At 67.6% G+C, this 14,986-nt stretch carries 15 protein-coding genes and 1 pseudogene; 9 read left to right on the top strand and 7 right to left on the bottom strand.

Features of this window, described 5'->3' with window-relative positions:
• From sucB to ON43_RS11420, 6 genes are all read left to right on the top strand, one after another.
• Nucleotides 1-942 (top strand): 2-oxoglutarate dehydrogenase, E2 component, dihydrolipoamide succinyltransferase (sucB, locus tag ON43_RS11445; RefSeq protein ID WP_040806687.1); only part of this gene is annotated, 942 nt, incomplete at its 5' end.
• Between the two features lie 4 nt (nt 943-946).
• Nucleotides 947-1,846 carry a TIGR01777 family oxidoreductase gene (locus tag ON43_RS11440; RefSeq protein WP_040806666.1) on the top strand — a complete coding sequence of 300 codons (900 nt, stop codon included), beginning with the start codon at nt 947-949 and terminating at the stop codon, nt 1,844-1,846.
• Nucleotides 1,847-2,016: 170 nt separating this feature from the next.
• Nucleotides 2,017-2,529 carry a GNAT family N-acetyltransferase gene (locus ON43_RS11435; RefSeq protein WP_040806686.1) on the top strand — a complete coding sequence of 171 codons (513 nt, stop codon included), beginning with the start codon at nt 2,017-2,019 and terminating at the stop codon, nt 2,527-2,529.
• Nucleotides 2,523-3,344, top strand: a complete 822-nt coding sequence (gene lipB / locus ON43_RS11430) for a lipoyl(octanoyl) transferase LipB (RefSeq protein WP_083913329.1) — start codon at nt 2,523-2,525, stop codon at nt 3,342-3,344. The genes ON43_RS11435 and lipB overlap by 7 nt, the downstream gene beginning before the upstream one ends.
• A gap of 22 nt (nt 3,345-3,366) precedes the next feature.
• Nucleotides 3,367-4,413 carry a lipoyl synthase gene (lipA, locus tag ON43_RS11425; RefSeq protein ID WP_040806680.1) on the top strand — a complete coding sequence of 349 codons (1,047 nt, stop codon included), beginning with the start codon at nt 3,367-3,369 and terminating at the stop codon, nt 4,411-4,413.
• Between the two features lie 239 nt (nt 4,414-4,652).
• Nucleotides 4,653-6,848, top strand: coding sequence for an elongation factor G-like protein EF-G2 (locus tag ON43_RS11420; protein ID WP_040806678.1), 2,196 nt, complete (start codon nt 4,653-4,655; stop codon nt 6,846-6,848).
• 119 nt (nt 6,849-6,967) lie between these two features.
• On the opposite strand, the gene ON43_RS11415 is transcribed toward ON43_RS11420, so the two are convergent.
• Together ON43_RS11415 and ON43_RS11410 are read right to left on the bottom strand one after the other, a co-directional pair.
• The gene (locus tag ON43_RS11415) at nt 6,968-7,330 is read right to left on the bottom strand and encodes a hypothetical protein (protein ID WP_040806664.1); all 363 of its coding nucleotides are present in this window, start codon (nt 7,328-7,330) and stop codon (nt 6,968-6,970) included.
• 59 nt (nt 7,331-7,389) lie between these two features.
• Nucleotides 7,390-8,166: pseudogene (locus ON43_RS11410) on the bottom strand (HNH endonuclease family protein); the annotation flags it as partial.
• A gap of 175 nt (nt 8,167-8,341) precedes the next feature.
• Here ON43_RS11410 and ON43_RS11405 point away from each other — a divergent pair.
• Nucleotides 8,342-9,085, top strand: a complete 744-nt coding sequence (locus ON43_RS11405) for a DUF4191 domain-containing protein (protein WP_040806674.1) — start codon at nt 8,342-8,344, stop codon at nt 9,083-9,085.
• A 209-nt stretch (nt 9,086-9,294) separates the two neighbouring features.
• On the opposite strand, the gene ON43_RS11400 is transcribed toward ON43_RS11405, so the two are convergent.
• The 5 genes from ON43_RS11400 to ON43_RS11380 all read right to left on the bottom strand — a co-directional run bounded on the left by ON43_RS11400 (nt 9,295) and on the right by ON43_RS11380 (nt 12,731).
• Nucleotides 9,295-9,588: a DUF6510 family protein gene (locus tag ON43_RS11400; protein ID WP_051178285.1), complete on the bottom strand. Its 294-nt coding sequence runs from the start codon at nt 9,586-9,588 to the stop codon at nt 9,295-9,297.
• Between the two features lie 3 nt (nt 9,589-9,591).
• On the bottom strand, nt 9,592-10,377 hold the full coding sequence (locus ON43_RS11395; RefSeq protein ID WP_051178284.1) for a ferredoxin reductase: 786 nt from the start codon (nt 10,375-10,377) through the stop codon (nt 9,592-9,594).
• A complete protein-coding gene (locus ON43_RS11390; RefSeq protein WP_040806662.1) occupies nt 10,377-10,976 on the bottom strand; it encodes a sulfite oxidase-like oxidoreductase in 600 nt (199 codons plus the stop codon). Before ON43_RS11390 ends, ON43_RS11395 begins: the two co-directional genes overlap by 1 nt.
• A 52-nt stretch (nt 10,977-11,028) precedes the next feature.
• Entirely contained in the window at nt 11,029-11,943 is a 915-nt protein-coding gene (locus ON43_RS11385; protein WP_040806669.1) for an alpha/beta hydrolase, read from the bottom strand.
• 257 nt (nt 11,944-12,200) lie between these two features.
• Nucleotides 12,201-12,731, bottom strand: coding sequence for an RDD family protein (locus tag ON43_RS11380; RefSeq protein ID WP_040806660.1), 531 nt, complete (start codon nt 12,729-12,731; stop codon nt 12,201-12,203).
• Between the two features lie 450 nt (nt 12,732-13,181).
• Between ON43_RS11380 and glnA the strand changes: the two genes are divergently transcribed.
• Both glnA and ON43_RS11370 read left to right on the top strand, forming a co-directional pair.
• Nucleotides 13,182-14,618: a type I glutamate--ammonia ligase gene (gene glnA / locus ON43_RS11375; protein WP_040806657.1), complete on the top strand. Its 1,437-nt coding sequence runs from the start codon at nt 13,182-13,184 to the stop codon at nt 14,616-14,618.
• Between the two features lie 164 nt (nt 14,619-14,782).
• On the top strand, nt 14,783-14,986 hold a 204-nt coding region (locus ON43_RS11370), incomplete at its 3' end, for a hypothetical protein (protein ID WP_218003239.1).

Here is a 14,986-nt window from a genome sequence, read left to right as displayed (position 1 = left end):
GAGCCCTCCTCCAACGGCGGCCCGTACGTGACCCCGCTGGTGCGAAAGCTGGCCGCGGAGAACAACGTTGACCTCGCGACCCTCACCGGTTCCGGTGTCGGCGGCCGCATCCGCAAGCAGGATGTGCTCGCCGCCGCGGAGGCCAAGAAGGCTCCGGCCCCGGCCGCCGCCGCTGCTCCGGCCGCCCCGGCCGCCGCCGCGCCGAGCCCGTCGCTGTCGCATCTGCCCGGCACGGTCCAGAAGGCCAGCCGCATCCGGCAGATCACCGCGACCAAGACCCGGGAGTCGCTGCAGACCACCGCGCAGCTCACCCAGGTGCACGAGGTCGACATGACCAAGATCGCCGCCCTGCGCAACCGCGCCAAGGCCGCGTTCAAGCAGCGTGAGGGCGTGAACATCACGTTCCTGCCGTTCTACGCCAAGGCCGTCATCGAGGCGCTGGCCGTGCACCCGAACGTGAACGCCTCCTACAACGAGGAGACCAAGGAGATCACCTACCACTCGGTGGTCAACCTGGGCATCGCGGTCGACACCGACAAGGGCCTGCTCTCGCCGGTCATCCACAACGCCAACGACCTGTCGCTGGCCGGCCTGGCGCGCGCCATCTTCGATATCGCCAACCGGGCCCGCACCGGCGGCCTGAAGCCGGACGAGCTCTCCGGCGGCACCTTCACCATCACCAATATCGGTTCGAACGGCGCGCTGTTCGACACCCCGATCCTGGTGACGCCGCAGTCCGCCATGCTGGGCACCGGTGCGATCGTGAAGCGCCCCATGGTGATCAGCGATGACGGCAACGAGTTCATCGGCATCCGTTCGATGGCCTACCTGCCGCTCACCTACGATCACCGCCTCATCGACGGTGCTGACGCCGGTCGCTTCGTGACCACGATCAAGCACCGCCTGGAAGAGGCGGCGTTCGAGGGCGACCTCGGCCTGTAGTCGCATGAAGGTCGTGGTCGCCGGGTCATCCGGACTGATCGGGACGGCGCTCGTCGCGGCCCTGCGCCGCGACGGGCACCAGGTCACCCGCCTGGTGCGCCGTCCCGTCCACGCCCGCGACGAATTCACCTGGGATCCGGTGCGTTCCCATCTGGACGAGCGCGCGCTGCGCGGCGCCGACGCCGTGGTGAATCTGTGCGGCGCGAGCATCGGGCGGCGGCGCTGGAACGGCAGCTACAAGCAGGAGCTGCGCGACAGCCGGATCGTCCCCACCGACGTGCTGGCCGCCGCGGTCGCCGCCGAGGGGGTGCCGACGCTGGTCAATGCCAGCGGCGTGCACTACTACGGCGGCGACGGCGGGGACCGCGTCGTCACCGAGAGTTCCCCTGCCGGAACGGGTTTCCTGGCCGGGCTGTGCGCCGACTGGGAGGCCGCCACCGAGCAGGCCGCGGACGCGGGCGTGCGCACGGTGTTGTTGCGGTCGGCCGTGGTCCTGGCCAAGCACGGCGGGATGCTCGGAATGCTGTATCCGCTCTACTATCTCGGCCTCGGCGGCCGGTTGGGCAGCGGGCGGCAGTATGTGCCGTGGATCTCGCTGGACGACGAGGTCGGGGCGATCAGCTACGCGCTGACGCACGAAAACCTTTCCGGCCCGGTCAATATGGTCGGTCCGGCGCCGGTCACCAATGCCGAGTTCACGCGCGCGCTGGGGCGGGTCATGCATCGGCCGACGCCGCTGATGGTGCCAGCGTTCGCGCTGCGGCTGGCCATCGGCGAGTTCGCCGAAGAGGCAATCCTGCACGGCCCCAGGGCGATTCCCACCGCCCTCGAAGATGCGGGATATCAGTTCCAGCACCCGACGATCGGGGCGGCGTTGAGCGCCACGCTCGGCCATTCCGACTGACGACGCCCTCGTCATTCCGGCATGTTCCTGGCCGGAATCTCGCGCCGCAGGGTGAATTCCGGCCAAAGCACGCCGGATGACGGGGCCACGGCACATGTCACAGCGGGCGCGGCGCGCGTCACAGCAGCCCCATCGATACCGTGTCCCTCGTGACCAATCATTCGTCCGAGCTGCTGGTCCGGGATGCGCGTGAGAGCGATCTACCGGAGATCCTGGTGATCCACAACAACGCCATCGCCGAGACCACCGCCATCTGGGATACCGAGCCCGCCGATCTGGATGAGCGCAAGGCCTGGTTCGCGAGCCGGACCGGGGTCGGGCATCCGGTGCTGGTGGCCGAGATCGACGGCAAGGTGGCGGGCTATGCGAGTTACGGCCAGTTCCGGCCGAAGTCCGGCTACCGCTTCTCGGTCGAGAATTCGGTGTACGTGTCAGATATATTCCAGCGGCGCGGAGTCGCCACGGCGCTCATGACCGAGCTGCTGGCGCGGGCCGAGCAGTCCGATGTGCACACCATGATCGCGGCGATCGAAACGAGTAACCGCACGTCGATCGCATTGCACGAGAAGTTCGGCTTCAAGATCGTGGGCCAGATGCCGGAAGTCGGGCTCAAATTCGGGCGCTGGCTGGACCTGACACTCATGCAACGCGTTTTCGACGGAGGGGTAACGTCGCAATCGTGAGTGAGAGCAGTACGGCCACCGCACCGTTACCCTGTGCGGTATCCGCCCGCTTCGACGGCACACCCCTCGTCGTCGAGAATCTGGGCCTCATCGAATACCGCGACGCCTGGGATCTGCAGCGGACAATCGCCGCGGAACGGGCGGACGGCATCGGGAACGACAAGCTTCTCCTGCTGGAACATCCCTTCGTCTACACCGCCGGGCGACGCACCGAGCCGCAGGATCTGCCCATGGACGGCAGCCCGGTCATCGAGGTCGATCGCGGCGGGAAGATCACCTGGCACGGACCCGGGCAATTGGTCGGCTATCCGATCATCCGGCTGGCCGAACCCGTCGACGTGGTCGCCTATGTGCGCCGACTCGAGGAAGCGCTGATCACGGTCTGCGCGCAGCTCGGACTGGAAGCCGGGCGGGTGGACGGCCGTTCGGGTGTGTGGGTGCCCGAGTCGGAGTTCCTGCCCGAGCGCAAGGTCGCGGCCATCGGGGTGCGCGTCCAGCGCGGGGTCACCCTGCACGGCGTCTCGCTGAACTGCAATTCCAGCCTGGACGGCTTCAATGCCATCGTGCCGTGCGGGATTCGCGATGCCGGGGTCACCACCCTGAGCCGCGAACTCGGTCGCGAGGTGACCGTGGACGAGGTGCGGCCGCTGGTGGCCGACGCCATCGCCCGCGCGCTCGACGGCGATCTGAAGGTGGCCGACCACACCATCTCCCGCTGCGCGAAGGTCTCGGCCGAATGCCCCGAGCCGCTTCCCGCATCGACAACCGATCAGCTCCCGGTGGTGCCCGCAGCCGTGCCCGCCAAGGCAGAATGATCACGAGCGTAGGGTGAACAAAGTGACCTCCGTCGATACCCCGGCAAACAATTCGGCCGCACCCAATGGCCGCAAGCTGCTCCGCATCGAGGCCCGCAACGCCGAGACCCCGATCGAGCGCAAGCCCTCCTGGATTCGCACCCGCGCGACCATGGGCCCCGAGTACACCGAACTCAAGGGCCTGGTGAAACGCGAAGGGCTGCACACGGTCTGCGAGGAAGCCGGGTGTCCCAACATCTTCGAATGCTGGGAAGACCGCGAGGCCACCTTCCTGATCGGCGGCGAGCAGTGCACGCGGCGCTGCGACTTCTGCCAGATCGACACCGGCAAGCCCGCCGCCCTGGATCGCGACGAGCCGCGGCGCGTGGCCGAGAGCGTGCAGGCCATGGGGCTGCGCTACTCGACCATCACCGGCGTCGCGCGCGACGATCTCGAGGACGGCGGCGCGTGGCTGTACGCGGAGACCGTGCGCGCGATCAAGGCGCTCAACCCGAACACGGGCGTCGAGCTGCTGATCCCGGACTTCAACGCGGTGCCCGAGCAGCTGGCCGAGGTGTTCTCGTCGCGGCCCGAGGTGCTGGCGCACAACCTGGAGACGGTGCCGCGCGTGTTCAAGCGCATCCGGCCCGCGTTCCGGTACGAGCGGTCGCTGGCGGTCATCACCGCGGCCCGCGAGGCCGGTCTGGTCACCAAGTCGAATCTCATCCTGGGCATGGGCGAGACCCCGGAGGAGATCACCGAGGCGCTGCGCGACCTGCACGAGGCGGGCTGCGACATCATCACCATCACCCAGTATCTGCGGCCCTCCCCGCGGCACCACCCGGTCGACCGGTGGGTGAAGCCGGAGGAGTTCGTGGAGCACTCCAAGGCCGCCGAGGAGATGGGCTTCGCGGGTGTCATGGCGGGGCCGCTGGTGCGCTCGTCCTACCGGGCGGGTCGCCTCTACGCCCAGGCCATGCGCCACCACGGCCGCGAGATCTCCCCGGAGATGCTGCACCTGGCTCAGGAAGGCTCAGCCGCCCAGGAGGCCAACAGCGTGCTGGCCCGGTTCGGTTCCACAGGGGCATAAGCGAATTCGGCTGCCGAATACGGCGGAAAGACAAACAGGCAACGGCCCGGACACTATGTCCGGGCCGTTGTTGTATTCGAAGACCATCAGGTCCTTGTCAGGATGACTTGCAGGCCATCGCCTCAGGTGAACGGCTGGTTTCGGCGTGCCGTACGCATCGGTTCGGTCGATTCGTGGACGGGTGGACGGCGCTGGTGGGAAGCTCGAAGGACCGCATCAGTCGGCCCCGGGAGCGAGCCATGGTCGAGCGAACAACGGCGTCGCAAGGCGTCAACGGCAGGGTAGTCGTGGCCGAAAGGCCGGACGAGATACGCAATGTGGTGTTGGTGGGGCACAGCGGGTCGGGCAAGACCACGCTGGTGGAAGCCCTGGCCGTGGCCGCCGGGGCGGTGCCCCGGGCCGGGCGGGTGGAGGACGGTACCTGTGTGTCCGATTACGACGACATCGAGCAGCGACAACACAGGTCGGTGCAACTGTCGGTGGTGCCGATGGGATGGGACCACGTCAAGGTCAATCTCCTCGACACCCCCGGATACGCCGATTTCGTCGGGGAACTCAGGGCCGGTCTGCGAGCAGCGGACGCGGCCCTTTTCGTACTCTCGGCCGCCGCGGGCGTGGAGGGCGTGAGCGGGGCGACGCTGGCGCTGTGGGAGGAATGCGCGAGCGTCGGGATGCCGCGGGCGATCGTGCTCACCCATTTGGATACGGCGCGCGCCGATTTCGAGGACATGAACGACACCTGCCGCGAGATTCTCGGCGGCGGGCGGTCGGAAAGCATGCTGCCGCTGCATCTTCCGGTGTACGGGCCCAAGGCGGCCGACGGGCATCGGCCGGTGACGGGGTTGATCGAGCTGCTCACCCAGCACGTGTACGACTACGTGACCGGGGAGCGGGTGGAAACGCCCGCCTCCGAGGAGCAACGGGAGCAGATGGAGGAGGCGCGCAACCGGCTCATCGAGGGGATCATCGCCGAGAGCGAGGACGAGACCCTCATGGACCGCTACATCAGCGGCGAGGAGATCGACCTCACGACCCTGGTCGCCGATCTCGAAAAGGCCGTGGCGCGTGGGAGTTTCCATCCGGTGCTGATCGCCGCGCCCCCGCCGGAAGGGGCGCGGCAAGGGTTGGGGACGGTGGAGATCCTCGACCTGATCACGCGCGGATTCCCCACGCCCGCAGAGCATCCCGTATCCGCGACCGGTTCGGGCGGGAAGGCCTCCGCGCTCGCCTGTGATCCTGACGCGCCGCTGGCCGCCGAGGTGATCCGCACCGCCTCCGATCCCTATGTGGGCCGGATGTCGCTGGTGCGCTTGTTCTCCGGCACCCTGCACGCCGACGACACCGTCCACGTGTGCGGGCACGGCGTCGGCGATACCGGCGATCACGATGCGGACGAACGCGTCGGCGGCGTCTCCGCGCCGTTCGGCAAGCAGCAGCGGCCGCTCCCCCAGGCCATTGCCGGGGACATCGTCTGCGTGACCAAGCTGTCGCGCGCCGAGACCGGGGATACCTTGTCCGCCAAGGATTGTCCGCTCATCATCGAGCCCTGGTCGATGCCGGATCCGCTGCTGCCGGTGGCCATCAAGGCGCACAGCAAGGCCGATGAGGACAAGCTCTCGCAGGGGTTGTCACGGCTGGTGGCCGAGGATCCGACGGTGCGGCTGGAACAGAATCCCGATACCCATCAGCTGGTGCTGTGGTGCCTCGGTGAGGCGCATCGGGAAGTGGCGCTGGAACGGCTGCGGTCCCGGTTCGGGGTGCAGGTCGACGTGATCGACCACCGGGTCGCATTGCGCGAAACCTTCGCGACCACCGCGTCCGCCAAGGGGCGGCATGTGAAGCAGTCCGGCGGACACGGGCAGTACGCGATCTGCGAGATCGAGGTCGCTCCACTGCCGGAGGGCTCCGGCATCGAGTTCGTGGACAAGGTGGTGGGCGGAGTCGTTCCGCGCCAGTTCATTCCGTCGGTCGAGAAGGGCGTACGCGCCCAGGCCCTCCGGGGTGTGGTGGCCGGATATCCGCTGGTGGATGTGCGCGTGACGCTGTTCGACGGCAAGGCGCACTCGGTCGACTCCTCCGACGCGGCCTTCCAGATGGCCGGCGCCCTCGCCCTGCGCGAGGCGGCCGGACTGGCCCGCATCAACCTGCTCGAGCCGATATCCGAAGTGCGCGTGGTGGTTTCCGACGACTACGTCGGCCCCGTCCTCGGCGACCTCTCCAGCCGTCGCGGCCGAGTCCTCGGCACCGAACCGGTAGGCCTGGGCCGCACCGTGATCCGCGCCGAGGTCCCCGAGCTAGAACTCAGCCGCTACGCCGTAGACCTGCGCTCACTGGCCCACGGCGCGGCCACCTTCACCCGCGCCTACACCCGCCACGAGGCCATGCCCAGCCAACTGGCCGACTCGATGCGAGAGAAGGCCAAGAGCGCCAACTGATCTCGCGCGAGTGGCCGGTCGATCCGTGAGGGTGGCTGGTCGATGGCGGGAGGGTGGGCCGCTGGCCGCGGGTCACGCCGTCATTGTCGCGGTCGAGGGCCAGGCGGCCGCGAGTGGTATCAGCTGCGACGCCAGCGCAGGTAGCCCTTGTCGTCGGTGGTGCAGGTGTATTCGATGCCCTTCTTGCTGACGCCGGTCTCGCCCTCGCCGTAGTTCGTGCAGAACGCGCCCGGGGTGATGTAATCGCCAGCGGCGGGCACCACCAGGCCCGCGCCCTCGAGCAGGTCGCGGGCGGCGGTCGCGGCCGGGACGGCCGGGATCTCGGCCGGAGCCGGGTCCGTCTGGATGTTTGCCGGAATGCCAGGGGCGGTGTGGAATTCGGCCGGGGCCGTGTGCAACTCCGCGGATGCGGGTCCGGCGGTCACCGCGAGCAGGGCGGCGGCGGTGGCGGTCAGGCCGAGGGTGGCCAGGGCCTTCTTCATACTTCTCAACTCCATATTTCTTCGGGACGTGCTTCGGAAATCGCCGCGGGTCAGCGCGGGCAGCCGTCGAGGACGCGGATCATCGCGTCCTTCTCGGCCTGCGTGACCCACAGGCGGTAGGCGGCTTTCACCGCGATCTGCTTCGCCACGTAGGTGCAGCGGAAGGATTTGTTGGATGGGAGCCAGGTGGCGGCGTCGCCCGAGCCCTTCTGCTGATTGGCCGGACCGTCCACGGCCAGCAGGTTGCGCGGGTCGTTGGCGAGATTGGCGCGTTCGCGCGGGGTGAGCTGTTGCGCACCCTTCTGCCAGGCGTCGGACAGGGCGACCACGTGATCGATCTGGACCGCATTCGAAGTGTTCTTGCCGCGCACGAAATCGATGGTCTTGCCGGTGTAGGGATCGGCGAGGGTGCCCGAGAGCACCACGCAGTCGCGGGTACCGGGTTGGAACGCCGGGTCGGTGAGGTCGCGGCCCAGGATGTCGTTGCGGGTATCGCAGCCGTTGTGGCCGCCCTCGACGTCGACGTCGTCGGTCCAGTTGTCGCCGAACTGGTTTCGCGCGTAACCGGTCTTCGGGGCGCGTCCCTTCACCGGCAGGGTGTCGAGGACGGTGCGGGCCTCGGCCGGTGACAGCGCGACGGCCCCGGCGAACATGAGCGCCGCCGAGCGCGGGAGTTCCGGCGCGGTGGTGGTCGACGCCTCGGTCGGCAACGCGGCGGTGGTGTCGGCCAGGCTGTGGGAGGTGCAGCCCACCAGGGTGAGGGCGCTCACCAGGAGCGCGAGCGCGCCCGGGAGCCGCGTGCGGAGACCGGTGGGCCTGTGGTCTGACGACCGCATGTCCTTCCGTTTCCTTCCGCTTGCCTGACACTGGTTATATCCAGCAGAACAGATCCAAGCGGTCTTATACAAAACGACTGGCCGGTATCGATGGGAGGTGAGATCGGAACCACCCGGTCGCCACGGCGGTGATCCCGTCGCGAACCGGGCGTACCCGGCCATTAAGCTGGACGGCATGGCAGCAGGCAAGGGCGGTAATCCGTCGAAGGAAGCGAAGGCCGCGGCGAAGGCGGCGCGCAAGCAGGCGTCGAAGGAGCGTCGCCAGCAGCTCTGGCAGGCGTTCCAGATGCAGCGCAAGGAAGACAAGCTCCTGCTGCCGCTGATGATCGGCGCCTTCGTCGGCGTGACCGTGGTGTTCCTGGTGATCGGCTTCATCTTCGGCATGCAGTGGTTCCTGCTGCCGATCGGCCTGATCCTGGGCGCGCTCGCCGCGTTCATCATCTTCGGCCGCCGCGTCCAGAAGAACGTGTACGCCAAGGCTGAAGGTCAGGCCGGCGCGGCCGCCTGGGTGCTCGACAACCTCCAGGGCAAGTGGCGCGTCACCCCCGGCGTCGCCGCCACCACCCAGCTCGACGCGGTCCACCGCGTGGTCGGCCTGCCCGGCGTCATCCTGGTCGCCGAGGGCTCGCCGCAGCGGGTGAAGTCGCTGCTGGCGCAGGAGAAGAAGAAGATCTCCCGCCTGGTCGGCGACACCCCGATCTACGACGTCGTGGTCGGCAACGGCAAGGACGAGGTCGCCATCAAGGACCTCCAGCGCTACCTCACCAAGCTCCCCCGCAATATCGACACCAAGCGCATGGACCTCATCGAGGGCCGCCTCTCGGCCCTAGCCACCCGCGGCGGCCCCGCCCTCCCCAAGGGCCCGCTCCCTTCCGGCGCGAAAATGCGCGGCGTCCAGCGCAGCATCCGCCGCCGCTGACACCCACCCGCTCCCCCGAGGCCCGCGTCCGCTGACGCGGGTCTCGCCATTTCCGGCGGCGTTCCGCCGAGTGGCACACCAGTGAGGGGTTTTGCCCGATTCGACCGCGGTGGTGTGCCACTCGGCGAAATGTGGTGTGTCCGCACGCGGCCACGCCGGGAGCCATGGCAGTCGATGCCTGCGCAGAACGGGGGCGGGATCAGGACTGGTTACGGCTGGGGTGGAAAGCGGAGGGTGGCGGTGATCGTCACGTAGGTGCCGGACGGGGTGGTTGTCAGGCGGAGCATGACGGCTGAGCAGTGGGGGCAGCGGACTACCGTGCCGGGGCAGTTCAGGTAGACGAGGGAACGGGCCAGGGGCTCGGTGGAACCGCAGGTGGCGCAGCGGCATTCGTGGAGGGTGGGGTCGCCGGGGAAGAGCTCGGAGAGGATGCCGGCCAGGGCGTTGCCGTCGACGTAGTGGTCGCCGGGGGTGGTGGTCGCGTAGGTGTACGGGGTTGTCATGGATTACCTGCCCGTGGGTCCGAAGCGCTCGGTGCGGATCATGGCGGGGGCGTGACCGGCGGAAACCAGAGCGTCGGCGGCGAATTCGACGAAGGCGGTGGGGCCGCAGACGTAGCAGGTGACCGACGGTGACGGCGGGAGAGCCAGGCCGGCTATCTCATTGCGAGTGAGTCGGCCGGGTGGCCGGGGATCGTCGGCGGGCGCGGTGCGGGTGTAGGCGAGGAACAGTTCGATGTCCTCGTCGGATGCGCCTTCGCCGAGCAGACAGACTCGGCCGCTCTGGTCATCGACCGGGGTGAGGTGGGCGCGGCGGAGTTCGGCCAACTCGTCGCCGTAGAGGAGGTCCTCAGGGGTGCGGACGGAGTAGAGCAGGCGGAAGGGGCTGGGGTTGGCGGACTTTCGGCGGGCTCGGAGCATGGAGGCCAGGGGGACGATGCCCGAGCCGCCTGCGATGAGCACCGCCGCGCCGCCAGATTCGGGGGTCCAGACGAACCAGCCGCCGACGGGGCCGCGGACTTCGATGAAGGCACCGATGGGGAGGGCGTCGACGAGGTAGGTGGAGACTTCGCCGTCTTCGACTCGCTGGACGGTGATTTCGATGTGGTCGCCGTCGGCGGGTGCGGCGAGGGAGTAGCTGCGTTCGGCGTGGTAGCCGTCGGGGGCGGTGAGGCGGACGTCGAGGTGCTGGCCGGGGCGGTGGCCGGGCCAGCCGGGGACACGGAGGATGAGGGTGCGGGCCGTGGCGGATTCGGCGCGGGTGGCGAGGAGTTCGGCGGGCTGCCAGCGCATCAGTCGTCCTGGTAGCGCTGCTCGCGCCAGGGGTCGCCGTAGGAGTGGTAGCCGGCGGCCTCCCAGAAGCCGGGCTCGTCGAGGTCGAGCAGACGGATGCCCTTGACCCACTTGGCGGATTTCCACAGATACAGATGCGGTACCAGCAGCCGCGCGGGCCCGCCGTGTTCGGGGTGCAGGTCCTGCCCGTCGTAGGTGTGCACGATCCAGGCGCGGCCGTCGGTGAGATCCTCGAGCGGCAGGTTGGTGGTGTAGCCGCCGTAGCTGGAGACCAGCGCGTATTCGGCCTGGGTTTCGACGTTTTCGAGCAGGCTGTCCAGGGAGATGCCCTGCCAGTCGGTGTCGAGCTTGGACCACCTGGTCACGCAATGCAGGTCGACGTGCGGGCGTTCCTGCGGCAGTGACATCAATTGCGGCCAGCTCCAACTGTATTGGCGGCCGGTCTCATTGGTGATGGTGAACTGCCAGCGGTCGAGATCCACCCGCGGCGTCGGGCCCGCGGAGAGCACCGGGAAGTCGTCGACCAGGTACTGGCCCGGCGGTAATCGATCGCTCTTCGGACGTGGGCGTCCTTGGAACCCGGGCGAGAAGCCAGTCATTCGACCACTCCCTTTGCTGCGACGGCAGAAAAGCTGTTGGTCAGCCTACGCGTCAGCCGATGTGTCGGGAGAGGAAGCGCACAACATCAGGAGTGACGGTGCTCCAGTATTCCTCGGTGTGGCCGCCGGGCGTGATCAGGCCGACCTCCGGGCGACCGGTCGCGATGTAGCGGCGGCAGCCCTCGATGAACCGGTCGCGATCACCGCACCACAGGCCCACCGGGGCCGGGCCGAGCTTGTCGAGATTGCGCAGCGGGTCCAGCGAGGCCCACTGGTCGGCATTGATGAAGACATTGCGCTTGGCCATCTCGGTCCACGAGGTGAGCAGGCCGGGCGACATGGTGGCGACCGCGTTCACCGGGCGGCCCTGCTCGAAGCGGCGACGCGCGTAGACGAACGCGCCGAAACCACCCATGGAGGTGCCGGTGACCGCGGCGGGCAGACCGTCGGGTCCGCCCAGGCGGCGCTGGGCCAGCCAGCCGGGAACCTCGTTGAGCAGCATGGACATCGGATCGTCACCGGTGCCGTGGTCGTGCCAGTAGTTGTCGCCGCCGTCCAGGGCGACGAAGCCGAAGGCCGGGGACAGGCGGGTGGCGACCCCGACGGCCAGCAGGTCGGCGATATTGCCGACGGCCGCGGTGCGGGCGCTGCCGTGCAGGCCGTGCAGCAGCAGGGAGATCGGAATGTTCTCGGTGGGGACGCCCGGCGGCAGGATGGTGACCAGATCGACCTCGCGGCCGCGGGACTTCGAGAAGACGCGTTCGGTGCGGATGACCGGGTTGATTCCGGCGACGGTCTTGCCCAGATCCTGACCGCGCCCGGTGCTCTTCACCCCGTCGGTCTCGGCCGCGGCGTCGACGCCCGCGCCCACCGCGGCGCCCGCGGCGGCAAGTCCCAGCAATCCGGTAGTCGCGAACAGGGAACGACGGCTGAACCTCCGCGCCGCCGCTCTGTAGTTCTCGACCATGCAATCCTCCATCAGCACATAAACAGCTACCTGCCGTGGAACCGGTGCATCGGTACTTCGCGGCAAATCGCCGCCACCATACCGATCGAAAGCAAACTGCGGTGAACATTGGGCAACGTCTCGTCACACAGTTCACCAACAGCATCGCAGGTTACGGCGGTAATCCGCGTCAACTCGGCGCGGGTTCCTCTATTCGAATCGGCCCGCGCAGAAATTCCATAACAGCGGCCGTGAGGATTTCGTGAGCGCCCGTCGGATCAGCGGCTGTAGACCAGCGCGGTGCCGGTGGCGCGGTCGTGCATGCCGCGGCCGTCGGAATCGGTGAAGAGCGCGGGGATGACGAACAGCAGGATGAGCTGACGGACCAGCGCCCGGATGAAACCGACCGGAGCGTCGGCATCCACGCGACTCACGCGCAGCTTCAGGAAGTACTGCCCCGGCGTGAACCCGAACAGCGTGACCGTCACGATCCCCAGCACGAACCAGACCAGCAGCGTCGGCGTGGACAGGGCCTGCGTGATGACCTCGAAGTGCGAGGGCGGCTGCTGCCCCTGGGGAATCGTCATCTTCGAGATGATCTTCTCGGCATCGGGCCGCACGATGATCGCGGCCAGACCCATGGAGATGAACCAGTCCAGCAGGATCGCGATGACGCGCCGGGTGAAGGGCGCGAGCGCGCCGGGACCGGAGGCCGGCAGTCCGAGTTCCTTGCCCTGATACTCACCGGCCGGGTTGTCTCCGGATTCGGCGTTCGGTCCGGACAGCCATGAGCCGGTGATGCGTGCCATGGGCTCAGCTTATGCGCCGCCCACGAGCCGGTTTCGCAGCCCTGCCGGTCCGGCTTCGAGGACGGGACCATATATGGGTGCGTCCTACCATCACCCTCTGCGCGGATGCTGCGGGCAACCGCCCGGCATACCTGTTAGCTGGACGGATGCCCGGCGGTGAGGATTCTCACCATGACCGGCGGACTCTCGGTAAGGCCCCTAACTTTTCAGAGTCTTAACAGTCGCTTCCGGCAGCTCAATGGCAGGATGTCGGTGCTGGTCGAGCATTGCTCGGCGACCGCTGCGGCGTCTTCGCGAACCCGGGGGCACCGCCGAACCCCCGGCCAGCAGTGCGTGTAACACTGGCGAAACACAGCCTTGATTACAGGGAAACACCGCGTCCATACCGTGTGGTCGCGACGAACCCATGCAGTCACCACTGGCTGGGAACCGATCCGTAAGGAGTACTAAGTGGCGTTCAGCACGGCCGACGAGGTCATCAAGTACATCAAGGAGGAGGAGGTCGAATACGTCGACGTTCGGTTCACCGACCTCCCCGGTGTGCAGCAGCACTTCTCGATCCCGGCGAAGGCGTTCACCGCTGATCTCGCCGAGGAGGGCCTCGCGTTCGACGGTTCGTCGGTGCGTGGCTTCCAGTCGATCGACGAGTCGGACATGCTGCTGCTCCCCGACTTCAGCACCGCGCGGGTCGACCCCTTCCGTGCCGCGAAGACGCTGAACCTGAACTTCTTCGTGCACGATCCGTTCACCCGCGAGGCCTACTCCCGCGACCCGCGCAACATCGCGCGCAAGGCGGAGGAGTACTTGCGCTCGACCGGTATCGCGGACACCGCGTACTTCGGCGCCGAGGCGGAGTTCTACATCTTCGACTCGATCCGCTACGACTCGGCGATGAACGGCGCCTTCTACGAGATCGACTCGATCTCGGGCTCCTGGAACACCGGCGCGGAGTACAACGCCGACGGCACCCCGAACCGTGGCTACAAGGTCCGCAACAAGGGTGGCTACTTCCCCGTCGCGCCGTACGACCACTACGTCGACCTGCGCGACAAGATCTCGACCAACCTGCAGAACGCGGGCTTCGAGCTGGAGCGCGGCCACCACGAGGTCGGCACCGCCGGTCAGGCCGAGATCAACTACCGCTTCAACACCCTGCTGGGCGCCGCTGACGACCTGCAGCTGTTCAAGTACATCGTGAAGAACACCGCGTGGGCCGAGGGTAAGACCGTTACCTTCATGCCGAAGCCGCTGTTCGGCGACAACGGTTCGGGCATGCACGCCCACCAGTCGCTGTGGAAGGACGGCAAGCCGCTGTTCCACGACGAGGCCGGCTACGCGGGCCTGTCGGATCTGGCGCGTCACTACATCGGCGGCATCCTGCACCACGCCCCGTCGCTGCTGGCGTTCACCAACCCGACCGTCAACTCCTACCACCGTCTGGTGCCGGGCTACGAGGCCCCCATCAACCTGGTGTACTCGCAGCGCAACCGCTCGGCCGCCGTGCGTATCCCGGTGACCGGTTCCAACCCGAAGGCCAAGCGCATCGAGTTCCGCGCGCCGGACTCCTCGGGCAACCCGTACCTGGCCTTCGCCGCCATGCTGATGGCCGGCATCGACGGCATCAAGAAGAAGATCGAGCCGCTGGCTCCGGTCGACAAGGACCTCTACGAGCTGCCGCCCGAGGAGGCCAAGAACATCCCGCAGGCCCCCACCTCGCTGGCGTCGGTCATCGACAAGCTCGAGCAGGACCACGACTACCTCACCGAGGGTGGCGTGTTCACCGAGGACCTGATCGAGACCTGGATCGACATCAAGCGCAACCAGGAGATCGCCCCGGTCAACCTGCGCCCGCACCCCTACGAGTTCGAGCTCTACTTCGACGTCTAAATCGAAGCAGCGCAAGCGCTCACACTGAGGCCCCAGCCAATCAAGCTGGGGCCTCGGCCTTTTCAGGCAACAGCCGAGCTGCCTGATCATCCAACCGGGATACCGATCGCCACGCGGAGGGATCCTGCAGTTGCCCAGTTGCTCGGGCCGGTAGTGTGATTCGCGTGACGGATAGCCTCGAAGTGGCACTCCATGAGAGAAGCGACCTGCAGAAGTACGGCACTAACAAGCGATTGCTCTTCGCCTTGCAGCTCAGCTTCGAGATAGAAGAGATCGACACAGTAGCTTCGGCGTCACTGACCGACGGATCGAACGACAAAGCATGCGACCTCCTTTACATCGACCGCGATGCAGGCAGAGTTGTTCTC

It is taken from the genome of Nocardia concava NBRC 100430 (assembly GCF_000308815.1).
Lineage (GTDB): Bacteria > Actinomycetota > Actinomycetes > Mycobacteriales > Mycobacteriaceae > Nocardia > Nocardia concava.
Note: the sequence above shows the minus strand (reverse complement) of the source record. Positions and strands in the feature narration are given on the sequence as shown.